Here is a 22929-nt window from a genome sequence, read left to right on the forward strand (position 1 = left end):
TGTGGCAGGCATGATCCGACAAAGGGTGGAAAGGTGAACTGTGTCCGCCACCGACGAGGAGGATCCTGTGACCCGCAAGGACAGCGTGCGCCTGGCCGCCGAGAGCGCCAGGGACACCGTGAAGCACGCGGCGGAAGTGGTGGCGCCGTACGCGGAGAACGCGAAGGACGCCGCCGCGCACTACGCGCACGAGGCGAACGAACTGCTGGCGCCGAAGATCTCGCACATGGCCTGCGAGGCGTCCCGACAGGCGCGTACGGCCTACGACGCACATCTCCATCCCCGCATGAGGACGGCCCGCACGCACGTACCCCCCCATGTGGACCGCGCCGCGACCCAGGCGGTGCGCAAGACGCGCGCGGCGGCCCGGCACGCCGCCGACTACACGCAGCCGCGCATCGAGAGCGCGCTCGCGGCGGCGACCCCGATGGCCGAAGAGGCCGCGTCCCGCTCGGCGGCGGCCGTGGCGGCGCTGCGCGGGCAGATCTCGGCGAAGGAAGTACGGCGCCTCGTACGCCGCCACGAGCGGCGGGCGCGCGCGGGCCGCGTGCTCAAGGGCGTGGCCCTCGTCGGCCTCCTGGCCGGCGGCGCCTTCGCGGCGTGGAAGTGGTGGGACCAGCAGTCGAACCCGGACTGGCTCGTCGAGCCGCCGGCCGCGACCGAAGTGTCGCGCGAAACGGAGCCGGCGAGCTTCGACGACGAGCTGGCGGAGAAGGAGAACGAGGCGCTGAACCCGCAGTCCGAGGAGAACAAGAAGCACTGACACCCGGCGCACAGAGCAGGGGCCCGGATCCAATACCGGATCCGGGCCCCTTCTCGTTCCCACCGTCTCGTTCCCACCGGGGCCCGTTCCTACTGGGGCAGGGTCAAGACCATCCCCGGCCGGAGCAGGTCCGGGTTGGAGCCGATGACGCCCCGGTTCATGGCGTAGAGCTCCCGCCAGCGGCCCTCGTTGCCCAGCTCCTGACGGGCGATCATGGACAGCGAGTCGCCGGCCTTGACCGTGTACGTACGCTTCTTCGCGGCCGGCGCCGGCTTGGTCGTCGGCGGTACCGGCACGGCCTTGTGCGCGGCCGACCCGGGCGTCGGCTGGGCGGGCCCCGGCGCCCGCCCAGCCATCGGCTGCCCCGCCGGCCCGGTCGGCGTCCGGGCGATCTTGGGCGCGGCGCTCGGCGCGGCCATCCGCTCGCCGGCCGCCTTCGTGGCCGACGCGGCGTCGGTGTACTTCCCGCCCAGGTCACCGGGCGTCCCCGGCGCGGCGGGCGCCGCCTGCGCCTGCTGCTCCACCTGCTCCTTGGCCTTCTCGGCGGCCTCGTGTTCCTTCTTCTTCTCGGACTTCAGAAAATCGAAGAGTCCCATGTCCGTACGCCTCCGACGTGATGTGGCCCCCGCGCTCGATATACCTCCCTCTCCACTGTCGTCCACCCACGCCCCCGCGTCCCCACGACAGGTCCGAATGAGGAACCTGCACCGGACACCCGCACCGTCCGCATCGGGACCTCCAAGCAAGTACGGGGAGGACAAACCACCTCTTACCCGCCCCCGCAGTTCGCTATGCTCGGCAGGCGCACGGCCTCGGACGCCCCGGGGCCGCTCAGAACGACGGGGGCAGCAGTGGACCAGCAGACGCCGCAGTACGTGACCGAACTGGATCCGGGTCTCGGAGACCCGATCCGCATCCTCCGGCTCAGCCCGACCCGCCTGATGACGACGATGCCGTGGGGCCAGCTGTCCCGCGTCGTGCCCGATCCCCGCAGGGCCGAGCAGCCCCAGGCCATGAAGTACCTCTCGACGGCAGAGCGGGAGCAGGCGGAGGCGCGGAACGAGGTCCAGCGCACCATCAAGTCCACGAAGAAGGCGCAGAACGCGAAGGACTACGCCAAGTACCTGGCCGCCGTCATCCGCGACGAGCGGGGCGAACGCTGGGCGACGCCGCCCTTCGCGCTCTGGATCCAGCGCCCCCTGGAGACCGTTCAGGCCCGGAGTGTCTTCGGGCCCGACACCATCGCCTACCTGCCGTTCGACGCCAGTGGTGTGCTGATGGACGCGGAGACCCAGCACCTCGCCCACTTCCTCCTGCGGGACGATCCGGCCGCTTACGGCCTGACGGCCCAGCAGATCAACGCCCGACCCGTCGGGGTCGAGATCTACCACGGCATCGATCTCGTAGCCGCGCGGCAGATCTTCCACGACCGCAACCTGCTCGGTGTCATCCCGAACAAGACCGTTGCCCTCAGCTCGGATTCCTCGAACGTGGCGACCAGCATCACACTGGACCTGCTCAAGAGCGTCCAGGTGCCCGCCCCGGCCGGAACGGGCGAGCTGGTACCGCTGGGCGACGTGGTGTCCGTACGGCAGCGACAGTTGAAGGCCGCCGACACCGAGTGGATGACCCTGTCGACCCTCCGGTCCTTCGTCATCACGGCGATCTTCGGCAGGGCCGGCTTCGAGAAGACGAGCGGCTCCATCTCCGAACTGCCCGAAGCCTGCACCCGCGAGGCGGCCACGAAGGAGATCCAGGACGTATTGGGCCGCATCCTCTCGGCCTTCGCCTCCGCCTTCATCGACCGTCACAACACGGTGATCGCCTCCCCTGCGGTCTTCGCCGCACTCGGCGCCGTCGCCCATCGCGCCATGTCCTGGAGCAAGGCCGAGGCCGACGCGCTGACACCGGACGAGTACATGAGGCTGCTGGCGGATGTGAAGTGGCAGAAGGAGCCCCGTTACTGGGAGGGCACCGCCGGCAAGGAGACCGCGACGGGCACCTTCTCCCTCGCCGGTGGCGTCAAGGACAACGGCAGCAAGACGGCAGCCGCCCTGGGAGACCCCAGTTCGGAACGCTTCCAGTGGGTCCGCCACGGCCGCAGCATCTTCTGAGCAGTACCGATCCCCGCAGCTCAGCGGAACAGCACCCGCAGTTCGCTCTGGAACTGCGGGGAGCCAGAACTGAAGGAAAGTCCATCCTCTAGCGCGAGTTAAGGCGATAAACGCACCAATCCCCGCAGTCCTCCGTTACGATCACCATCACAGATCTCAGGGTCGCTGTTGGCCACTGGGATGCCATTTTCCGATGGGGGAACCCTGTCATGGTGATCGAGTCTGCCGGGAGAGCCGGCACCCACGGGGGAACAGAGTGAGTACATGGTGGGCCGCCTTCGGTGCCCTCGCCGCCTTCCTCGCGGCATACGTGCCCTTCTCGGTGCACAGGCGCAAGAACGACCGTGAGTACGCGGCCCAGATCGAGCCCTTCACCCGCGAGATCGACGACGTCATCAAGGCGCGCAGCGCCGGATCCACGAGCGCGCTCAGCAACCTCGCGGATCGCCTCGACGTGTTCCTGGTGCGCCCGCCCAGGCGCCTCAAGGCACTGCTCGAACTGGAGAAGGAGCACCTCACCGACTACCGGTTCGCGCTGACCGGCCTCCCGGTCCCGCACCAGTCCGAGATCGACGCGGCCATCTCCCTCTCCGACGCCGCCACGCCGCTCCGAGAGATCAACGAGCGTCTCCGCAACGCGGCCGTGGCTTTCCGTCGGACTCGATGATCGGCGGGCAGAACGCGAAAAAGACCCCCTTGGCCCGCGTTTTCGCAGGTCAAGGGGGTCTTGCGGTGTGGAGCCTAGGAGATTCGAACTCCTGACATCTGCCTTGCAAAGGCAGCGCTCTACCAACTGAGCTAAGGCCCCGAGCAACCGGACATGGCCACTCCCCGTGGGGGAGCGACCGTTCCGCAGGACAGCGTACCCGGTGTACCCCCTCATCCCGCAAAATGATAGGGACTCCCGCCCCGCGACCACGCTCCGTAAGATGCTCGCGAGGTTCGCACCAGCGAAGGGGAGTAGTGAGAGTGGACGCAGTACAGCAGGAGGCCACGGCCAGAGCCCGTGAGCTTCAGCGCAGTTGGTACGGGGAGCCGCTGGGCGCGCTGTTCCGACGGCTCATAGATGACCTCGGGCTGAACCAGGCCCGCCTCGCTGCCGTCCTCGGGCTCTCGGCGCCGATGCTGTCCCAGCTGATGAGCGGCCAGCGCGCCAAGATCGGCAACCCGGCCGTGGTGCAGCGGGTGCAGGCCCTCCAGGACCTCGCCGGACAGGTCGCGGCGGGCAGCGTCAGCGCCGCCGAGGCCACCGACCGGATGGACGAGATCAAGCACACGCAGGGAGGCTCCGTCCTCAGCAACAGCGGCCAGAGCGGCGCCGGTTCCGGCGCCCCCACGGTCAAGCGGGTCGTCCGCGAGATCCAGTCGCTGCTGCGCTCCGTCGCCGCGGCCGGGGACATCATCGACGCGGCGGACACCCTCGCCCCCACCCACCCGGAACTGGCAGAGTTCCTCCGGGTGTACGGTGCGGGCCGCACCGCCGAGGCGGTGGCCCACTACGAGGCCCACCAGAACTGACGGGCGAGACGGGGGACGGGCACAGCGATGGGTGAGGTCTTCGCCGGCCGGTACGAGCTGATCGATCCGATCGGACGGGGTGGCGCGGGCGCCGTGTGGCGGGCCTGGGACCACCGCCGTCGCCGTTACGTCGCCGCGAAGGTCCTCCTGCAGAGCGACGCCCACACCCTGCTCCGGTTCGTGCGCGAGCAGGCGCTGCGCATCGACCATCCGCACGTGCTGGCCCCGGCCAGCTGGGCGGCGGACGACGACAAGGTCCTCTTCACCATGGACCTCGTCGCCGGCGGCTCCCTCGCCCATGTGATCGGGGACTACGGCCCGTTGCCGCCCCGCTTCGTGTGCGTCCTGCTCGACCAGCTCCTGTCGGGGCTCTCGGCGGTGCACGCGGAGGGCGTCGTCCACCGCGACATCAAACCGGCCAACATCCTGATGGAGGCCACGGGAACCGGGCGGCCGCACCTGCGGCTGTCCGACTTCGGCATCTCGATGCGCAAGGGGGAGCCCCGGCTGACCGAGACCGACTACGTCGTCGGTACGCCGGGTTACTTCGCCCCCGAGCAACTGCGGGGCGCCGAGCCGGACTTCCCCGCCGATCTGTACGCCGTCGGCTTGGTCGCCCTGTACCTGTTGCACGGGCGCAAGCCCGACTCCGAGGCCCTGGTGGAGCAGTTCCGGACGCACGGCACGCCCGTGGCCCCCGAGGGCGTCCCCGCGCCGCTGTGGGACGTCGTGGCGAACCTCCTGCGGCCCGACCCCCAGAGCCGGTTCAGGACCGCCACGGGGGCGCGCAAGGCCCTCGCGGAGGCGGCCGAGCTGCTGGCGCCTCCCGCACCCGACGAGGACCCCGTCGAGGTGTTCGACCAACTCGGGCCGCTCCCCGCCGGCTTCGGCCCGGAAGGCCCCCTCGCGGCGACCGCCCCGGCCGCGAGCCCGAACCCGACCCCGCCGACCACCCCGACCACCCCGGCCGGCTACGGCCCGCCGCCCGCGTACGGCTCCTCCGAGACGGGCAGCTTCCACCTGCCGCCCCCGGCCCCCACGACGGCGGTCACGCCCCCGACGGCGACGGCGCCCGCCCGCCGCGTCGCCCCGCCCCCGCCGAAGGTCACCGTCGGCATCCTCACCGCCGCCGTGCTCTGCTTCGCGGTCGGCACCTGGGCCATGACGCAGCTCTGAGGCGGCCCTCACGCGGCCCTAGACCGCCCGCCCCCGCCGTCCCAGCAGGATCCACACCCCGAGCACGAGCAGCAGCACCGTCCCCGTCCCGAAGCCGGCGCCCGCCACGATCCGCATCGCCGAGCGGTCGTCCTCGGCGGCGACGGCCTCCGGGGCGGTGAGCCCCTCCCGCGCGGCGGTCCGGTCGGCGGCGCCGACCCCGAACCCGGCCGCGCTCAGGCTCTCGCGGTACACGGGCCCCTTGCCGGCGCTGCCGAGCACGTCGACCCGTAGCGTCAGCGGGACCGGCGTCGCGTCCTCGGTGAACTCCGCGACCTTAGCGCCCAGCGTGACGGCGACGTAGTACCACCCGGCCAGCCCCATCATCCGCTGCGCCGCCTGGTGGGAGAAACGATTCTCGTACGCCACGGGCGCGACCCTCGGCAGCGTCACGGCCGCCTGCTTGCCGTCGTACGAGGTGTCCTCGGACGCCGCGAGCGAGCGGAACGGCGTGTACAGCGAGACCGTCAGCCCGTTGGAGGCGGACGCGTACTGCTTCGTGATCCGGGCCGCCGCGATCTCCGCGCCGAGCACCGGCTGCTGTCCCCAGTCCACCGGGACCCGGTAGAAGCGGGTCTGCCCCGGCCTCAGCTCGTCGCGCCACACACCCGGACCCAGGGCCCGCGCGTCGTTGAAGCCGGTGCCGCCGACGCGGGCCACCGCATCCTTGGCGGGCAGGGTCGGGGAGGCGGAGGGCCACACACTGGCGGCCGGCGCGGGCGCGGTGCCGGCGGCGGGCGCCGGTTCGCGCTGGAGGCGCAGCTCCACGGGCCAGGGGGCCCGGTCGGACTCCTTGGCCGCCTCCCGGGTGACCTTCGCGTAGTACGTCCCCCCGGCCTGACACTCGGCGTCCTCCTGGAGTCGACGCGTACCGGCCGCGGCGACGGGGACGGCCTCGTAGCCGAAGGAGGCCTTGACGGGGTTGGACGGGCAGGCCCGCCCGGCGCTGGTCATGATCTCGACCTCAAGGCCGTCGGAGTACCCGACCTTGGCTCCGGCGGGGGGCCGCAGCACGGCCGAGACGTACACGCTGGAGCTGTCGTCCAGGGTGAGCCGGTAGAAGCGCTCACCCGGCGCCAGGGTGTCCTCGTACACCGCGCCGACCTCCAGCAGCGGGGCGTCCGCCGTGGAGGGCTTCCCCTGGATCGGACGCGCGCCGTCGGCCACGCGGTACTCCGGCAGCGGCGGCGAGGCCGGCCCGGACGCGTACGCCACCACCGGCGACCATGCCACCAACGCCAGCGCGGCCGCCCCCGCGACCCCCGCCTTCAGCCCCCGAAGCCCCGAAACCCCCTGAGGCCCCCAAAGCCCCCGAACCATCGCGCCCACCCCACCCGAATTTGCTAGCGCAAGCCAAATCTTCGCATACCGGAATTTTTCGTCACAGAGCAGCACGAAGCCCCGGCGGCAGCGGCAGCCGGGGCTCCATGAGATCAATCGTGGGTCTCACACACCGGAACCAGAGGGCACGGAGTCGGTTGCCTCCGTCCACAGGTCCTGCTCGGCGCGATCCGCCTGGATCTGGCGGTACACGAGGAGCCCGCCGATGGCGGCCAGTGCGACCAGGAGCAGCTTCTTCACCGCGCGACCTCGTCTTTCGTTGACGTTGGGGACTTCTGGCCGCCAACAATACACACCGACCGATACCGATCGGTTACCTGGGAACCCGTCAACTGGCCCTACGACGAAGACCCCCAGGCCGGTGGGCCTGGGGGTCTTCGACTCTGTGGGGCTAACAGGATTTGAACCTGTGGCCTCATCCTTATCAGGGATGCGCTCTAACCAACTGAGCTATAGCCCCATCCGCGCTGCGCGCTGACTCCTGAAGATTAGCGCACAGACGCGGTCGAGCCAAAATCGCTTCCCGCGGGGCGTCCCCGCAGGTCACTCGTCCTCGGCGAGCGTGAGCTCGACACCGCCCACGAATCCCGCCGACAGGTTGTAGATGAACGAGCCCAGCGTCGCGAGCGCGGTCATCAACACCACGTCGATGACCGCGATCACCGACGTGAAGACCAGGACGCGCGGCAGCGACAGGAACGACTGGAGGTCGAAGCCGTTGCTCTCGTTCGAGCCGGTCGCCTCACTGATCGTGCCGCCGACCGTCGAGAAGATGCCCATGGCGTCCATGACCATCCACAGCACCGCCGCCGCGACGACGGTGCACAGGCCCAGCGCGATCGACAGCAGGAAGCTGACCTTCATGACCGACCACGGGTCGGCCTTGGCCACCCGCAGCCGCGCCTTGCGCGTCCTGGGGGTCGTACGGATGCCCGTACCGCCCTTGCGCTGCGCACCCGGCCCCTTGGGGGCCACGTAGGCCTGCGGGGGCTGGTAGGGCTGTGCGGGCCGGTCCTGGCCGGCGCCAGGGCCGGTGCCGGCGGCGCCGGCGGCCGGGGCCGCCGGCTTCTTCGACTGCGCCGTCGCCTGCGACTGCGACGGCGCGGCTGCCTGGGCCTCCGCCGGTGCCTGCTGCTTCGACTTCGGCTTCGGTCCTCGGCTGTCCGTCACGGTTCCCCCCTGGGAGTCCGCGGCGGGGCCACGGGCACCGTTCGCTCCAGTCTCGGCCGGTCCGGCGCCCGTGGCTCCACTCACGCTTACTCCTCGTGCTCCCCTGCCGAAGGCTCTGTGCCCTCGGCGGCCTCGGCGGCCTGTCCCTCGGCTGCCCCGGCCTCGATCCCTGACTCGATCTCGTCGGCCTCGTCAGCTTCCTGACCGGCCTCGGCGTTACGAGCGATGCCTACCACGGCATCGCGCTTGCCCAGGTTGATCAGCTGGACGCCCATGGTGTCACGGCCGGTCTCCCTGACTTCGTTGACGCGCGTACGGATCACACCACCGCTGAGCGTGATGGCGAGGATCTCGTCCGTCTCGTCGACCACCAGCGCGCCGACGAGCGACCCGCGGTCCTCCACGATCTTGGCCGCCTTGATGCCCAGACCACCACGGCCCTGGACGCGGTACTCGTCCACGGGCGTCCGCTTGGCGTAACCACCGTCCGTCGCGGTGAAGACGAAGGTACCCGGCCGAACGACGCTCATCGAGAGAAGTTCGTCGCCTTCGCGGAAACTCATCCCCTTCACACCCGAAGTGGCACGGCCCATCGGGCGCAGCGCGTCGTCGGTCGCCGTGAAGCGGATCGACTGCGCCTTCTTGCTGATCAGCAGCAGGTCGTCCTCGGCGGACACCAGCTCGGCGCCGATCAGCTCGTCGTCGCCGCCGGCCTCCGTCTCCCGGAGGTTGATCGCGATGACACCACCCGAACGGGGCGAGTCGTAGTCCTTGAGCGCCGTCTTCTTCACCAGGCCGCCCTTGGTGGCCAGGATCAGGTAGGGCGCCGCGTCGTAGTCGCGGATCGCGAGGATCTGGGCGATCTTCTCGTCCGGCTGGAAGGCCAGCAGGTTCGCCACGTGCTGCCCGCGCGCGTCCCGACCCGCGTCCGGCAGCTCGTAGGCCTTGGAGCGGTAGACGCGGCCCTTGTTCGTGAAGAACAGCAGCCAGTGGTGCGTCGTGGACACGAAGAAGTGGTCGACGAGGTCGTCCTGCTTCAGCTTCGTGCCGCGCACGCCCTTGCCGCCGCGCTTCTGCGAGCGGTAGTCCTCGGTCTTGGTGCGCTTGACGTAGCCGCCGTGCGTGATCGTGACGACGATGTCCTCTTCGGCGATCAGGTCCTCCATGGACATGTCGCCGTCGAAGGGCACCAGCTTGGAACGCCGGTCGTCGCCGTACTTCTCGACGAGCGCGGCCAGTTCCTCGCTGACGATCGAGCGCTGCTTCTCCGGAGAGGCCAGGATCGCGTTGTACTCGTTGATCTTGGCCTGGAGCTCGTCGTGCTCGGCGACGATCTTCTGCCGCTCCAGGGCCGCCAGGCGGCGCAGCTGCATCTCCAGGATCGCGTTCGCCTGGATCTCGTCGATCTCCAGGAGGCCCATGAGGCCCTCGCGCGCGATCTCGACGGTGTTGCTGCGCCGGATGAGGGCGATGACCTCGTCGATGGCGTCCAGGGCCTTGAGGAGGCCGCGCAGGATGTGCGCGCGCTCCTCGGCCTTGCGCAGCCGGAAGCGCGTACGCCGGACGATGACCTCGATCTGGTGCTGCACCCAGTGGCGGATGAACGCGTCGATCGACAGGGTGCGCGGCACCCCGTCCACCAGCGCCAGCATGTTCGCGCCGAAGTTCGTCTGGAGGTCGGTGTGCTTGTACAGGTTGTTCAGCACGACCTTCGCGACCGCGTCGCGCTTCAGCACGATCACCAGACGCTGACCCGTGCGCGACGAGGTCTCGTCCCGCACGTCGGCGATGCCGCCGATCTTGCCGTCCTTGACCAGGTCGGCGATCTTCTGCGCGAGGTTGTCCGGGTTAGTCTGGTACGGGAGCTCCGTGACCACCAGGCACTGGCGGTTCTGGATCTCCTCGACCTCGACCACGGCGCGCATCGTGATGGAGCCGCGACCGGTGCGGTACGCCTCCTCGATGCCCTTGCGGCCCACGACGAGGGCGCCGGTCGGGAAGTCCGGGCCCTTGATGCGCTCCAGCAGCGCGTCCAGCAGCTCCTCGTGCGAGGCCTCCGGGTGCTCCAGCGCCCACTGGGCGCCGGCCGCGACCTCGCGCAGGTTGTGCGGCGGGATGTTGGTGGCCATGCCGACCGCGATGCCGGCGGAGCCGTTGATCAGCAGGTTCGGGAAGCGCGCCGGCAGGACCGTCGGCTCCTGGTTGCGGCCGTCGTAGTTGTCCGTGAAGTCGACGGTCTCCTCGTCGATGTCCCGGAGCATCTCCATGGCCAGCGGCATCAGCTTGCACTCGGTGTAGCGCATCGCGGCCGCCGGGTCGTTGCCCGGGGAGCCGAAGTTGCCGTTCGAGTCCACCAGCGGCATGCGCATCGACCACGGCTGGGCCAGGCGGACCAGGGCGTCGTAGATCGAGGAGTCGCCGTGCGGGTGGTACGTACCCATGACGTCGCCGACGACGCGGGCGCACTTGTAGAAGCCCTTCTCGGGCCGGTAGCCGCCGTCGTACATCGCGTACAGCACACGACGGTGGACGGGCTTGAGGCCGTCCCGTACGTCGGGCAGCGCGCGGGAGACGATGACGGACATCGCGTAGTCGAGGTAGGAGCGCTGCATCTCCGTTTCGAGCCCGACGGGCTCGATGCGCAGCACGGGCTGCTCCTCCGCGGGATTCTCAGCGGTGGGGGTGGTTTCGTCGGCCATGGCCGGTCAGAAGTCCTTTCGGGCGGTCAGCGTCGGGCCGACTCAGATGTCGAGGAAGCGGACGTCCTTGGCGTTGCGCTGGATGAAGGAGCGTCGAGCCTCGACGTCCTCACCCATCAGCACCGAGAACAGGTCGTCGGCCTGCGCCGCGTCGTCGAGGGTGACCTGGCCGAGCACACGGTGGTCCTGGTCCATCGTGGTGACGCGCAGCTCCTCGGCGTTCATCTCGCCCAGACCCTTGAAGCGCTGGATCGAGTCTTCCTTGATCCGCTTGCCGTTCTGCTTGCCCAGCTCGACCAGGGCGTCGCGCTCGCGGTCCGAGTACGCGTACTCGAAGTCGTCGCGACCCCACTTGATCTTGTAGAGCGGGGGGCGGGACAGGTACACGTGGCCGGCCTCGACCAGCGGACGCATGAAGCGGAAGAGGAAGGTCAGCAGCAGCGTGTTGATGTGCTGACCGTCGACGTCGGCGTCCGCCATCAGGATGATCTTGTGATAGCGGAGCTTCTCGATGTCGAAGTCCTCGTGCACGCCCGTGCCGAAGGCGCTGATGAGCGCCTGGACCTCGGTGTTCTGGAGGATCTTGTCGATGCGCGCCTTCTCGACGTTCAGGATCTTGCCGCGGATGGGCAGGATGGCCTGGTACATCGGGTTGCGGCCGGACTTCGCCGAGCCGCCGGCGGAGTCACCCTCGACGATGAAGATCTCGCACTTGGTCGGGTCGTTCGACTGGCAGTCGGACAGCTTGCCCGGCAGCGAGGCGCTCTCCAGCAGACCCTTGCGGCGCGTCAGGTCACGGGCCTTGCGGGCCGCGACGCGGGCCGTGGCCGCCTGGATCGACTTGCGGACGATGTCCGCGGCCTCGTTGGGGTTGCGGTCGAACCAGTCGTTGAGGTGCTCGTGGACGACCTTCTGCACGAAGGTCTTCGCCTCCGTGTTGCCCAGCTTCGTCTTCGTCTGGCCCTCGAACTGGGGCTCGCCCAGCTTGACCGAGATGATCGCCGTCAGACCCTCGCGGATGTCCTCGCCGGCGAGGTTGTCGTCCTTCTCGCGGAGCAGCTTCTTGTCGCGCGCGTAGCGGTTCACCAGACCGGTCAGCGCCGCGCGGAAGCCCTCCTCGTGCGTGCCGCCCTCGTGCGTGTGGATCGTGTTCGCGAAGGAGTAGACACCCTCCGTGTACTGCGAGTTCCACTGCATCGCGATCTCGACCGAGAGCATGCGCTCCTTGTCCTCGGCCTCGACGTCGATGACGGTCGGGTGGATCAGCTCGCCCTTGCGCGAGTTGAGGTACTTCACGAAGTCGACGATGCCGCCCTCGTAGTGGTACTTCACCGTGCGCGCCACGGGCTCGGCCGCCTCGGCGTCCGGGTCGTCCGCGCCGACCGTGGCCTTCGCCGACTCGCGCTCGTCGGTCAGCGTCAGGGTCAGGCCCTTGTTGAGGAAGGCCATCTCCTGGAAGCGCCGCGACAGCGTCTCGAAGGAGTAGTCGGTCGTCTCGAAGATGTCCGGGTCGGCCCAGAACGTCACCGACGTGCCGTGCTCGTCGGTCTCCTCGTTCTTGGCCAGCGGAGCCGTCGGCACGCCCAGCTTGTAGTCCTGGGTCCAGCGGTGGCCGTCCGTCTTGACCTCGACCGCGACCTTGGTCGAAAGGGCGTTCACGACGGAGACGCCGACGCCGTGCAGACCACCGGAGACGGCGTAGCCGCCGCCGCCGAACTTGCCGCCCGCGTGCAGGACCGTCAGGACGACCTCGACCGCCGGCTTGCCCTCGGACGGCACGATGCCGACCGGGATGCCTCGGCCGTTGTCGACCACGCGCACGCCGCCGTCGGCCAGGATCGTGACGTCGATCGTGTCCGCGTGCCCGGCCATGGCCTCGTCGACGGAGTTGTCCACGACCTCCTGCACGAGGTGGTGCAGGCCGCGCTCACCGGTCGAGCCGATGTACATACCCGGCCGCTTGCGAACCGCATCCAGGCCTTCGAGGACCTGGATGGCACTGGCGTCGTAATTCTTCTCGTTGGAGTCGCCGGAATCGGCCACGAAGCGCCCTTTCTGGCACAGCGCAGCCCGTACTCCGGACCAGCGTGTGCGCCGGAGGAGCGGCCGCGTCGATCTGCGTTGTCTGCGTTTCTCGGGTGTCCCGCGCAATCGAACGGGATTGGCTCCAGTCTACCGGTACCACTGACATGAATGGGGGTTTGCCGGTACCTGAGTCCGCATGTGCCGCCCTGAACCTCCACTCTCCGACTCCCCATATCCGGGGAGGGGCTCAAAGTGGCTCACGCGGGCCTCCAGCGCTTCGGGCTGTCAACCCGTCGCTACCGTGAGGGACACCACCCGCGAACACCCCGGTCCGGAATGCGGCGAGCGGCCCCACGACCCGCTACGAGAACCCCCGCGACCCCGGCGCCGGCCCGCCCCACACCAGGCTCCACGCTCATCCGGACGCTCTGGTTCCACCCCGGCGCCACCCGGGGCGCCCACAACCGGAAGCCCCCCGGCCGGGCGGCGACGCGACAACGGACGGCGACGCCGGCCCGGTCAGCCGTACGTGTCCCCCGGGCCCGTGCTGCCCGGCGCGCGCCACGGCCCGTACCGCTTCGGCCGGCCCCCCGGCCCCTGCACCTTGATCAGCCGGACCGTGCCCTGTCCCAGCTCCGCGTTCAGCCGGGCCACCAGCTGCGGCGCCAGCAGCTTCAGCTGCGCCGCCCACGCCGAGGAATCGCACCGCACCAGGAGCTCCCGCTCCTCGTACTTCTCCGGCACGCAGTGCGCGGCGATCTCCGGGCCGACGATCTCCGGCCAGCGCTCCATCACCCCGGCCACCGCGATCGGCATCTCCCAGCCCCGCTCGGTGCGCAGCCGGTCCAGCGCCGCCATCAGCGGCATCGGATCGCGGCCGTCCGCCCGCGCGCCCGAGCGCAGACCCGGCTGCCGGCTCCGCTTCCCGCCGCCCGCCGCGTTCCCGCGCGCCCGCGCCTGCTCCCGCGCGGCGGCCAGCGCCTGCCGCGCCAGATCCACCCCGGAGGGCTCCGGGGCCCTGCGCCGCTCCTCGTTCGCCTCGCCGTCGTTCACAGCCGGGTCACCTCACCGCCGGACACTCCGAACCGCGTCCCCGTCAGCACGTCCGGAACGTCATCGTCCACCGCCGCCGTCACCAACACCTGCTCGCCCCGCGCCACCAGCTCCGCCAGCCGCTCCCGGCGGCGCGCGTCCAGTTCGGCGAAGACGTCGTCCAGGATCAGCACCGGCTCCGTCCCCTCCGAGCGCAGCAGCTCGTACGAGGCCAGCCGCAGCGCCAGCGCGAACGACCAGGACTCGCCGTGGCTCGCGTACCCCTTCGCGGGCAGCTCGCCCAGGCGCAGCAGGACGTCGTCACGGTGCGGGCCCACGAGGGTCACCCCGCGCTCGATCTCCTGCTTGCGGACCCCGGAGAGCGCCGTCAGCAGCACCTCGTACAGCGCCTCACGGGTACGCGCCTCCCCGCTGTCCACGGCCTCGCCGGCCGAGGAACGGTACGCGAGGCCGAGCGGACCGCCGCCGGGCGCGAGCTCCTCGTAGGCCTTGTCCGCGAGCGGCAGCAACGTCGCGATCAGGTCGAGGCGCTGCGCGAGGAGCTCGGCGCCCGCCCGCGCGAGGTGCTGGTCCCACACGTCGAGCGTGGACATGTCCATGGAGCGACCGCCGTGCCGGCGGGCCATCGCCGCGGACTTCAGCAGCGTGTTGCGCTGCTTGAGCACCCGCTCGTAGTCGGAGCGGACGGCCGCCATCCGCGGGGAGCGCGCCGTCACCAGCTCGTCCAGGAAGCGCCGCCGCTCACCCGGATCGCCCTTGACCAGGGCCAGGTCCTCGGGCGCGAACAGCACGGTCCGTACGATCCCCAACACGTCCCGGGGCCTGACCTGCGAGGACCGGTTGATCCGCGCCCGGTTCGCGCGCCCCGGGTTCAGCTCCAGCTCCACCAGCTGCTGCCGCTCGCCCTGGGTGACGGCCGCGCGGATCACCGCCCGCTCCGTCCCCATCCGGACGAGGGGGGCGTCCGAGGAGACCCGGTGGCTGCCGAGCGTCGCCAGGTAGCCGATGGCCTCGACGAGGTTCGTCTTGCCCTGGCCGTTGGGGCCCACGAAAGCCGTCACGCCCGGGGCGAGGGGAACCTCGGCCCGAGCGTACGAGCGGAAGTCGGCCAACGAGAGATGCGAAACATGCATACGGCGCCGACCTCCCCCGGCTTCCTGCTGTTCTGCTCTGTGGTGCGGTGGTGCCGCTCAGTGGCTTCCGGTTAGTGGTTTTCGGCCGGGCCGGCTAGGCCTTCTCGACCGCGTGGCCGCCGAACTGGTTGCGCAGCGCGGCGATCATCTTCATCTGCGGCGAGTCGTCCTGGCGCGACGCGAAGCGCGCGAAGAGCGAGGCCGTGATCGCCGGCAGCGGCACGGCGTTGTCGATCGCGGCCTCGACCGTCCAGCGGCCCTCGCCGGAGTCCTGCGCGTAGCCGCGCAGCCGCTCCAGGTGCTCGTCCTCGTCCAGCGCGTTGACGGCGAGGTCCAGCAGCCAGGAACGGATGACCGTTCCCTCCTGCCAGGACCGGAAGACCTCGCGGACGTCGGTGACCGAGTCCACCTTCTCCAGCAGCTCCCAGCCCTCGGCGTAGGCCTGCATCATGGCGTACTCGATGCCGTTGTGGACCATCTTCGCGAAGTGGCCCGCGCCGACCTTGCCGGCGTGCACGGCGCCGAAGTCGCCCTCGGGCTTGAGCGCGTCGAAGATCGGCTGGACGCGCGCGACGTGGTCCTTGGCGCCGCCGTACATGAGCGCGTAGCCGTTCTCCAGGCCCCAGACGCCGCCGGAGACGCCGCAGTCGACGAAGCCGATGCCCTTGGCCGCCAGCTCCTCGGCGTGCTTCTCGTCGTCGGTCCAGCGGGAGTTGCCGCCGTCGACCACGACGTCGCCGATCGAGAGCAGCTCCGCGAGCTCGTCGATGGTGGACTGCGTCGCCGGACCTGCCGGGACCATCACCCACACGACGCGGGGGCCCTGCAGGCTGTCCACAAGTTCCCGCAGGCTGTGGACATCGGCGAGGTCCGGGTTGCGGTCGTATCCGATGACGGTGTGGCCTGCGCGGCGGATGCGCTCGCGCATGTTGCCGCCCATCTTGCCGAGACCGACGAGACCAAGCTCCATCAGGTGGTTCCTTAAGCGTTGTGGCCGTCTGTGCCGGGTTCCCCGCCTTGCCCGGGGCTTACCCAGGCTCCGAGCCTACGCCGGGCTCGGTCGCCGGGCGCCACGGGCGCTCCCGGGACGGCCGTGGGGGACGGGGCCCGGCCGGCGGGGGCGCGGGGCTGGGGGCGCGGGGGCGAACGCGTCGGGCCCGGTCCCGCAGCCTGCGAGACCGGGCCCGACGTACCCGCGTCAGCCGGAGAGGCGCACCGGCATGATCAGGTACTTGTAGGCCTCGTCGGCCTCCGCGTCGACCGCCGGGCGGCCGCTGAGCAGCGCCGGCTTGGTGGACGTGGTGAAGGACAGCTGCGCGGCCGGCGAGTCGATCGCGCTCAGACCGTCCAGCAGGAAGGTCGGGTTGAAGGCGATCGAGATGTCGTCGCCCTCCAGGTGCGCGTCGACGCGCTCCACAGCCTGTGCGTCGTCGGAGGAGCCGGCCTCCAGGATCAGCACGCCCTGCTCGAAGCTCAGGCGGACCGGGGTGTTGCGCTCGGCGACGAGGGCCACGCGCTTGACGGCCTCGACGAACGGGGCGGTCTCGATCACCGCGATGGAGTTGAACTCCGTCGGGAAGAGCGTGCGGTACTTCGGCAGGTCGCCTTCGAGGAGGCGGGTGGTGGTGCGGCGGCCGGCGCCCTCGAAACCGATGAGGCCCTCGCCCTGGCCGGAGCCGGAGAGCGCTAGCGTGACGGTGTCGCCGCTGGTCAGGGACTTGGCGGTGTCCAGGAGCGTCTTGGCGGGCACCAGGGCCACGGCCGAGGCGTCCGGGTTCTCCGGCTTCCACAGGAACTCGCGGACCGCGAAGCGGTAGCGGTCGGTGGACGCGAGGGTGACGCGGTCGCCCTCGATCTCGATGCGGACACCGGTCAGCACGGGCAGCGTGTCGTCGCGACCGGCGGCGATGGCGACCTGCGCGGCGGCGGAGGCGAAGACCTCACCGGGCACGGTGCCGGTGGCCGTCGGCATCTGCGGGAGCGCCGGGTATTCCTCCACAGGCAGGGTGTGGAGCGTGAACCGCGAGGATCCACAGACCACGGTCGCCCGTACACCGTCTGTGGAAATCTCCACCGGGCGGTTGGGGAGGGCGCGGCAGATGTCGGCGAGGAGCCGGCCGGAGACGAGGACGGTGCCGTCCTCCTCCACGTCCGCCTCGACCGAGACGCGGGCCGAGACCTCGTAGTCGAAGCCGGAGAGGGACAGGGTGCCATCCTCGGCCTTCAGCAGCAGGCCCGCGAGTACGGGCACCGGCGGCCGGGCCGGGAGGCTGCGTGCAGCCCAGGCCACCGCCTCCGCGAGTACGTCGCGCTCCACCCGGATCTTCACCGGAACCGCCTCCTGCTGTTGCTCGCTCGTCTGCCGGCCTTCGTCGTCGGCTCGTCGATGCCTCGACCGATGCCGGGGACCAGTCTGACGTACGGGGCCGACACTCGTCGCGGCCGGCGGTCAAGTCGGGAGCGAGGCGTCGGGACGGCCGTCCGACGAGTTGTGCACAGGACCCGCTTGAAAACCGAAACCGGGCTCTCTCTCATTGGGGGTAGTAGTAGGGCCTGTGGAAACGGTGGATAAGCCCGTTTTTGCTGGTCAGCCCGCGTTTTTTATCCCCACACCCTGTGCATGGCACCGGTGGACAACCGAGGGTGTCTGTGGAGAACAGAAAGTTCTGCACAGGCCGTCCCCAGGTGACCCGGAGTAGTCCACAGCTGCGTCCCCAGCTTTTCCCCAGTGGTCCACAGACCAAACGTCGACGTTCGTGTGACGCCTTTCACTCGGGCCGGTGACAGGAGGTGCAGTGTTGCCGAACAGTGGACAACGGTGTGGAGAACCCTTCGGATCCTGTGCACAGGATGCGGGAACCTGTGGGTTGGCGGTGGACAGAGCCGTGGATGAGCCTGTGGACGAAATTTCTGTCCACAGGCTGTGGATGACGCTTGTTCACAATTCCCCAGGGCGATGACCAGGCCTGATGGGCCCTCACCCCGCATCCCTGTGGACAGATTGTGGGCGACGGGAACTGTCCTCAGGCTGTGGACGGAAGAAAGTTGCCGAATCTGTGGATGACGGCCTCCTCAGGGGGCGTATTCGAACAGGTCAGGGGCGCACGGACGAAGAAGGGCGCCCCCGGTTCGATCCGGAAGCGCCCTGTCTCGGGGTTTGGCCCGGCCCGTCCTCAGCCGTTCTTGATGCGGTTGGTGAGCTCGGTTACCTGGTTGTAGATGGAGCGCCGTTCCGCCATGAGGGCGCGGATCTTGCGGTCCGCGTGCATGACGGTGGTGTGGTCGCGGCCGCCGAACTGGGCCCCGATCTTCGGCAGGGACAGGTCCGTGAGCTCACGGCACAGGTACATGGCGATCTGTCGGGCGGTCACCAGGACCCGGCTGCGCGAGGAGCCGCACAGGTCGTCCACGGTCAGCCCGAAGTAGTCGGCGGTGGCCGCCATGATGTCGGAGGCCGTGATCTCCGGCGCGCTGTCCTCGCCGCCCGGGATGAGGTTCTTGAGGACGTCCTCGGTGAGACCGAGGTCCACCGGCTGCCGGTTGAGACTCGCGAAGGCGGTGACGCGGATCAGCGCGCCCTCCAGCTCGCGGATGTTGCGCGAGATCCGCGAGGCGATGAACTCCAGTACCTCCGGCGGGGCGTTGAGCTGCTCCTGCACGGCCTTCTTGCGCAGGATCGCGATGCGCGTCTCCAGCTCGGGCGGCTGGACGTCGGTGATCAGGCCCCACTCGAAGCGGTTGCGCAGCCGGTCCTCCAGCGTCACCAGCTGCTTGGGCGGCCGGTCGGAGGACAGCACGATCTGCTTGTTGGCGTTGTGGAGCGTGTTGAAGGTGTGGAAGAACTCCTCCTGCGTCGACTCCTTGCTCGCCAGGAACTGGATGTCGTCGACCAGCAGGATGTCCATCTCGCGGTAGCGCTTGCGGAAGGCGTCGCCCTTGCCGTCGCGGATGGAGTTGATGAACTCGTTGGTGAACTCCTCCGAGCTCACGTACCGCACGCGGGTGCCCGGGTAGAGGCTCCGCGCGTAGTGCCCGATGGCGTGCAGCAGGTGCGTCTTGCCGAGGCCCGACTCCCCATAGATGAAAAGGGGGTTGTACGCCTTCGCCGGCGCCTCGGCGACGGCCACCGCGGCGGCGTGCGCGAAGCGGTTGGAGGCGCCGATGACGAAGGTGTCGAAGAGGTACTTGGGGTTCAGCCGGGCGGTCGGCTCCAACGGGCCCGACGTGGAACCGCCGGACGGGGCCGGCGACGGTCCCGTCCGGCCGGGCGCCGGGCGCTGCGCGGGCTGCTCGTAGGACTGCTGCTCGTACGACTGCGAATCGTACGACTGGGATTCGTACTTCTGTGACTCGTACGGGGACTGCTCGTACTTGCCCGGCTCGTACGGCTGCTGCTCGTAGGAGCCCTGGTCGTAGCCTCCGGACTCGGGCTGCTGGAGGTAGCCGGGCTGCGGGGAGGCGTACGGGTCGCGCTCCGGGAAGCCGCCCAGACGCTGCTGCTGCCAGCCGTAGTCGCCCTGCTGGCCGCCGCGGGGCCAGGCGCCGGGCTCGGGGCGCTGCTGCTGGTAGTCCGGGTAGGCGGGGCGGGCGGTGGGCAGCTGGTCGTCGCCGGGGCCGTTGTGGCCGGTGTGACCGCCGGGGCGCTGGCCGCCGTAGGGCTCGTAGCCCTCACGGGGGGACGAGGTGGACGGCGAGGAGGGCGCGGGCTCGCCGGCGGAGTCGTCCACGGTGATGGCGATCCGGATGGGGCGTCCGCATTCCCGGCTGAGGGCGTCGCTGATGAGCGGGGCCAGTCGGCCTTCGAGAACCCGCTTCCCCCATTCATTGGGGACGGCGAGCAGCGCGGTGTCGGCGACCAGGGCAAGCGGCTGGCAGCGTTCCACCCATTGCTTGTCCTTGGACTCGATGCCTTGCTGACCTTCGCCGAGCAGCTTCTCGAGCACGCGTGGCCACACTGCGGCAAGATCGGCAGGTACGTCAGCCACAGAGCACGCTCTCTCACAGGTCCCGTCCCACGAAGGTGTGGTTCTTTGGGACGGTCGGGACAAAAAAATCAGGGATCAGGCAACGGTAGTCAGGCCGGTGGCTAGGGTTCAAGTCGTTGTCCACAGCCTGTGCACAGTGTGGGGCAGGGCGGGCTCGGTTTGACCGGATGGCGTAGCCGCGCGTACCGTAACGAGGTCGAGTTGTCGATGGCTGCTGCCGCCTGCCTACCGATGGGCGAAGATCACTATTAGTGATCGTTTAGCGGTGTCCACTCGGGCGAACACGCGAGTTCCTCGTGGGCGCACGGTGACAGCCAGGCGATGTACCGCCACAACGATTCATTCTCTGGAGCCCCCGAGTGAGCAAGCGCACCTTCCAGCCGAACAACCGCCGTCGTGCCAAGACCCACGGCTTCCGCCTGCGGATGCGTACCCGTGCCGGTCGCGCGATCCTCGCGAACCGTCGCAGCAAGGGCCGCGCCGCCCTCTCCGCGTAACCACGCGCAGGTCGTGACGTCGTGCTGTCTCCCGAAAATCGGCTGAGGCGGCGTGAGGACTTCGCGAGCGCGGTACGCCGAGGCAGGCGGGCCGGACGCCCGCTCCTCGTCGTCCACCTACGTACAAGCGGTGCAACGGACCCGCACGAGCCGGGGGAGACAGTTCCCTCGCCGCGTGCGGGTTTCGTCGTCAGCAAGGCTGTCGGCATAGCCGTCGTCCGTAACCGGGTGAAGCGCCGACTGCGCCATCTCCTGCGCGACCGGCTGGCCCTGCTGCCCGCCGGTAGCCTGGTGGTGGTGCGGGCCCTGCCCGGAGCGGGTGACGCCGGCGTCGACGAGCTGGCCCGCGACCTGGATGCCGCCTTGGCGCGGCTGCTGGGAGGCGTGGCCCGATGAAGTATCCGCTGCTCGCTTTGATCAAGCTGTACCAGTGGACGATCAGTCCGCTGCTCGGGCCGGTGTGCCGCTACTACCCGTCGTGTTCGCACTACGGGTACACGGCCATCGACCGGCATGGTGCGGTGAAGGGGACGGCTCTGACCGCCTGGCGGATCCTGCGGTGCAATCCGTGGTCCCCGGGTGGTGTGGATCATGTCCCACCCCGGAAACGCCCGCGTTGGCACGAGCAGCTGCGCAGTGCGTTGCGTAGATCTCGCAATGCTCAAGGAGCCTGATTAGTGGACACGATTGCCAGTCTGTTCAGCTTTATCACCACACCCGTGTCGTGGATCATCGTCCAGTTCCACAAGCTGTACGGGGCGATCTTCGGTGCGGACAGTGGATGGGCCTGGGGCCTGTCCATCGTGTCCTTGGTGATCCTGATCCGTATCTGCCTGATCCCGCTGTTCGTGAAGCAGATCAAGGCGACGCGGGGCATGCAGGCGCTCCAGCCGAAGATGAAGGCGATCCAGGAGCGCTACAAGAACGACAAGCAGCGTCAGTCCGAAGAGATGATGAAGCTGTACAAGGAGACGGGTACCAACCCGCTCTCCTCGTGCCTTCCCATCCTGGCGCAGTCCCCGTTCTTCTTCGCGCTCTACCACGTGCTCGCGAGCATCGCCAACGGCAAGAAGATCGGCGTCATCGACGGTCCGCTGCTGGAGAGCGCGCGTGAGGCGCACATCTTCGGTGCCCCGCTGGCGGCGAAGTTCATGGACAGCTCCGAGAAGGTCGCTGCCCTCGGTGCGTCGATCACCGACGTGCGCATCGTGACAGCGGTCATGATCATCCTGATGTCGCTGTCGCAGTTCTACACGCAGCGCCAGCTGATGCAGAAGAACGTCGACCTCTCGGTCAAGACGCCCTTCATGCAGCAGCAGAAGATGCTGATGTACATCTTCCCCGTGATCTTCGCCGTCATGGGCATCAACTTCCCCGTCGGTGTCCTCGTCTACTGGCTGACCACCAACGTGTGGACCATGGGCCAGCAGATGTACGTGATCAACCAGAACCCGACGCCGGGCAGCAAGGCGCAGGACCAGTACCTGACCCGTCTGCTCAAGCACGTCAGCGCTCACGGCAACGTCAAGGGCCGGGGCAAGAAGAAGGTCGTCGCGGCCATCGTCGCCAAGGGCCCGGACCGCAACGACAACGAGCGCAAGTTCATCACCGCTCTGACGAAGCAGGGCATGGCCGCGCAGGCGGACGGCTCCGTGATCAAGAGTTCCGAGGCCACCGCCGACGCGGACGCGGCGAGCGGCGGTGTCGCCACGAAGCGGCAGCAGCCGAAGCGGCAGCCGAAGTCGAAGCGTCAGACGCCCCCCAGCAAGCCCTCCAAGAAGTAAGAAGGAGTCCCTCCCGTGACGGAAGGCACCACCACCGCCGCCGCTGAGAGTGGCGACACCCTGACCCGCCTGGAGCAGGAGGGTGAGATCGCGGCCGACTACCTTGAGGGTCTGCTGGACATCGCCGACCTGGACGGCGACATCGACATGGACGTCGAGGCCGACCGCGCCGCGGTGTCGATCGTCAGCGACTCCTCCAGCCGCGACCTGCAGAAGCTCGTGGGCCGCGACGGCGAGGTCCTGGAGGCCCTGCAGGAGCTGACCCGCCTCGCGGTGCACCGCGAGACCGGCGACCGCAGCCGGCTGATGCTCGACATCGCCGGGTTCCGCGCGAAGAAGCGCGAGGAGCTGGCGGCTCTGGGCGCCCAGGCCGCCGCGGACGTGAAGGCCTCGGGCGAGCCCCTGAAGCTGGCCCCGATGACGCCGTTCGAGCGCAAGGTCGTTCACGACGCCGTGGCGGCCGCCGGTCTGAAGAGCGAGTCCGAGGGCGAGGAGCCGCAGCGCTTCGTCGTTGTGCTCCCGGCCTGACCGGAACCTTGATTGGTCGGCCCCGTCTGTATCGCAGGCGGGGCCGATGTTTGTAAGCCTGACAGTGGAACGACACGGTTTTAGCGGTTCTGTACGGAAGGACG

20 protein-coding genes, 2 tRNA genes and 2 pseudogenes are annotated in these 22929 nt (G+C 69.4%); 10 read left to right on the forward strand and 14 right to left on the reverse strand.

Annotated features, from left to right (window positions below):
- Positions 1–67: 67 nt before the first annotated feature.
- Positions 68–763 (forward strand): DUF5324 family protein, encoded by a 696-nt coding sequence (locus tag M4D82_RS16860; protein ID WP_249766840.1) that lies wholly within the window; start codon positions 68–70, stop codon positions 761–763.
- 89 nt (positions 764–852) lie between these two features.
- On the opposite strand, the gene M4D82_RS16865 is transcribed toward M4D82_RS16860, so the two are convergent.
- Positions 853–1359 (reverse strand): LysM peptidoglycan-binding domain-containing protein, encoded by a 507-nt coding sequence (locus tag M4D82_RS16865; RefSeq protein WP_249766841.1) that lies wholly within the window; start codon positions 1357–1359, stop codon positions 853–855.
- A 255-nt stretch (positions 1360–1614) separates the two neighbouring features.
- On the opposite strand from M4D82_RS16865, the gene M4D82_RS16870 reads away from it, so the two are divergent.
- Positions 1615–2877, forward strand: a complete 1263-nt coding sequence (locus M4D82_RS16870; RefSeq protein WP_249766842.1) for a DNA sulfur modification protein DndB — start codon at positions 1615–1617, stop codon at positions 2875–2877.
- A 256-nt stretch (positions 2878–3133) separates the two neighbouring features.
- On the forward strand, positions 3134–3544 hold the full coding sequence (locus tag M4D82_RS16875; RefSeq protein ID WP_249766843.1) for a hypothetical protein: 411 nt from the start codon (positions 3134–3136) through the stop codon (positions 3542–3544).
- Between the two features lie 68 nt (positions 3545–3612).
- On the opposite strand, the gene M4D82_RS16880 is transcribed toward M4D82_RS16875, so the two are convergent.
- Positions 3613–3685: transfer RNA gene (locus tag M4D82_RS16880), tRNA-Ala, on the reverse strand.
- Positions 3686–3846: 161 nt separating this feature from the next.
- On the opposite strand from M4D82_RS16880, the gene M4D82_RS16885 reads away from it, so the two are divergent.
- Together M4D82_RS16885 and M4D82_RS16890 are read left to right on the forward strand one after the other, a co-directional pair.
- Positions 3847–4395: a helix-turn-helix domain-containing protein gene (locus tag M4D82_RS16885; protein WP_249766844.1), complete on the forward strand. Its 549-nt coding sequence runs from the start codon at positions 3847–3849 to the stop codon at positions 4393–4395.
- Positions 4396–4422: 27 nt separating this feature from the next.
- A complete protein-coding gene (locus M4D82_RS16890) occupies positions 4423–5571 on the forward strand; it encodes a serine/threonine-protein kinase (protein WP_249766845.1) in 1149 nt (382 codons plus the stop codon).
- Between the two features lie 18 nt (positions 5572–5589).
- Here the strand turns inward: M4D82_RS16890 and M4D82_RS16895 are convergent, their stop codons facing one another.
- From M4D82_RS16895 to dnaA (M4D82_RS34605), 12 genes and pseudogenes are all read right to left on the reverse strand, one after another.
- The gene (locus M4D82_RS16895) at positions 5590–6843 is read right to left on the reverse strand and encodes a hypothetical protein (RefSeq protein ID WP_249766846.1); all 1254 of its coding nucleotides are present in this window, start codon (positions 6841–6843) and stop codon (positions 5590–5592) included.
- 213 nt (positions 6844–7056) lie between these two features.
- Positions 7057–7191 (reverse strand): DLW-39 family protein, encoded by a 135-nt coding sequence (locus M4D82_RS16900; RefSeq protein WP_208809277.1) that lies wholly within the window; start codon positions 7189–7191, stop codon positions 7057–7059.
- Between the two features lie 146 nt (positions 7192–7337).
- Positions 7338–7411, reverse strand: a tRNA-Ile gene (locus M4D82_RS16905).
- Positions 7412–7494: 83 nt separating this feature from the next.
- A complete protein-coding gene (locus tag M4D82_RS16910; protein ID WP_249766847.1) occupies positions 7495–8205 on the reverse strand; it encodes a DUF3566 domain-containing protein in 711 nt (236 codons plus the stop codon).
- Positions 8206–8207: 2 nt separating this feature from the next.
- Positions 8208–10820, reverse strand: a complete 2613-nt coding sequence (gene gyrA / locus M4D82_RS16915; RefSeq protein ID WP_249766848.1) for a DNA gyrase subunit A — start codon at positions 10818–10820, stop codon at positions 8208–8210.
- Between the two features lie 42 nt (positions 10821–10862).
- On the reverse strand, positions 10863–12884 hold the full coding sequence (gyrB, locus tag M4D82_RS16920; protein WP_249771890.1) for a DNA topoisomerase (ATP-hydrolyzing) subunit B: 2022 nt from the start codon (positions 12882–12884) through the stop codon (positions 10863–10865).
- Positions 12885–13364: 480 nt separating this feature from the next.
- Positions 13365–13898, reverse strand: a complete 534-nt coding sequence (locus M4D82_RS16925; protein ID WP_249766849.1) for a DciA family protein — start codon at positions 13896–13898, stop codon at positions 13365–13367.
- Entirely contained in the window at positions 13895–15031 is a 1137-nt protein-coding gene (recF, locus tag M4D82_RS16930; RefSeq protein WP_249766850.1) for a DNA replication/repair protein RecF, read from the reverse strand. Before recF ends, M4D82_RS16925 begins: the two co-directional genes overlap by 4 nt.
- A 94-nt stretch (positions 15032–15125) precedes the next feature.
- Positions 15126–16001, reverse strand: a complete 876-nt coding sequence (gnd, locus tag M4D82_RS16935; RefSeq protein ID WP_249766851.1) for a phosphogluconate dehydrogenase (NAD(+)-dependent, decarboxylating) — start codon at positions 15999–16001, stop codon at positions 15126–15128.
- Positions 16002–16229: 228 nt separating this feature from the next.
- Positions 16230–17360: a DNA polymerase III subunit beta gene (gene dnaN / locus M4D82_RS16940; RefSeq protein ID WP_249766852.1), complete on the reverse strand. Its 1131-nt coding sequence runs from the start codon at positions 17358–17360 to the stop codon at positions 16230–16232.
- A gap of 844 nt (positions 17361–18204) precedes the next feature.
- A pseudogene (gene dnaA, locus M4D82_RS16945) lies at positions 18205–19644 on the reverse strand (chromosomal replication initiator protein DnaA); the annotation flags it as partial.
- Between the two features lie 75 nt (positions 19645–19719).
- Positions 19720–20016 (reverse strand): annotated as a pseudogene (dnaA, locus tag M4D82_RS34605) (chromosomal replication initiator protein DnaA); the annotation flags it as partial.
- A 359-nt stretch (positions 20017–20375) separates the two neighbouring features.
- Here dnaA (M4D82_RS34605) and rpmH point away from each other — a divergent pair.
- The 5 genes from rpmH to M4D82_RS16970 are packed head-to-tail and all read left to right on the forward strand — an operon-like array spanning position 20376 to position 22825.
- Positions 20376–20513, forward strand: a complete 138-nt coding sequence (gene rpmH, locus M4D82_RS16950) for a 50S ribosomal protein L34 (RefSeq protein WP_018547628.1) — start codon at positions 20376–20378, stop codon at positions 20511–20513.
- Positions 20514–20534: 21 nt separating this feature from the next.
- Positions 20535–20909, forward strand: coding sequence for a ribonuclease P protein component (gene rnpA, locus M4D82_RS16955; protein WP_249766854.1), 375 nt, complete (start codon positions 20535–20537; stop codon positions 20907–20909).
- The gene (gene yidD, locus M4D82_RS16960) at positions 20906–21187 is read left to right on the forward strand and encodes a membrane protein insertion efficiency factor YidD (RefSeq protein ID WP_076043740.1); all 282 of its coding nucleotides are present in this window, start codon (positions 20906–20908) and stop codon (positions 21185–21187) included. Before rnpA ends, yidD begins: the two co-directional genes overlap by 4 nt.
- A gap of 3 nt (positions 21188–21190) precedes the next feature.
- Positions 21191–22297 carry a membrane protein insertase YidC gene (gene yidC, locus M4D82_RS16965; RefSeq protein WP_249766855.1) on the forward strand — a complete coding sequence of 369 codons (1107 nt, stop codon included), beginning with the start codon at positions 21191–21193 and terminating at the stop codon, positions 22295–22297.
- A 15-nt stretch (positions 22298–22312) separates the two neighbouring features.
- Positions 22313–22825 (forward strand): Jag family protein, encoded by a 513-nt coding sequence (locus M4D82_RS16970; protein ID WP_249766856.1) that lies wholly within the window; start codon positions 22313–22315, stop codon positions 22823–22825.
- Positions 22826–22929 lie beyond the last annotated feature (104 nt).

Origin of the sequence: Streptomyces sp. RerS4 (assembly GCF_023515955.1) — a bacterium.
Taxonomy (GTDB): Bacteria; Actinomycetota; Actinomycetes; order Streptomycetales; family Streptomycetaceae; genus Streptomyces.

Coding starts and splice junctions, on each gene's coding strand:
- gyrA (WP_249766848.1), bottom strand. CDS start 10,820: ATGGCCGACGAAACCACCCCCACCGCTGAGAATCCCGCGGAGGAGCAG.
- M4D82_RS16890 (WP_249766845.1), top strand. CDS start 4,423: ATGGGTGAGGTCTTCGCCGGCCGGTACGAGCTGATCGATCCGATCGGA.
- yidD (WP_076043740.1), top strand. CDS start 20,906: ATGAAGTATCCGCTGCTCGCTTTGATCAAGCTGTACCAGTGGACGATC.
- gnd (WP_249766851.1), bottom strand. CDS start 16,001: ATGGAGCTTGGTCTCGTCGGTCTCGGCAAGATGGGCGGCAACATGCGC.
- M4D82_RS16865 (WP_249766841.1), bottom strand. CDS start 1,359: ATGGGACTCTTCGATTTTCTGAAGTCCGAGAAGAAGAAGGAACACGAG.
- recF (WP_249766850.1), bottom strand. CDS start 15,031: ATGCATGTTTCGCATCTCTCGTTGGCCGACTTCCGCTCGTACGCTCGG.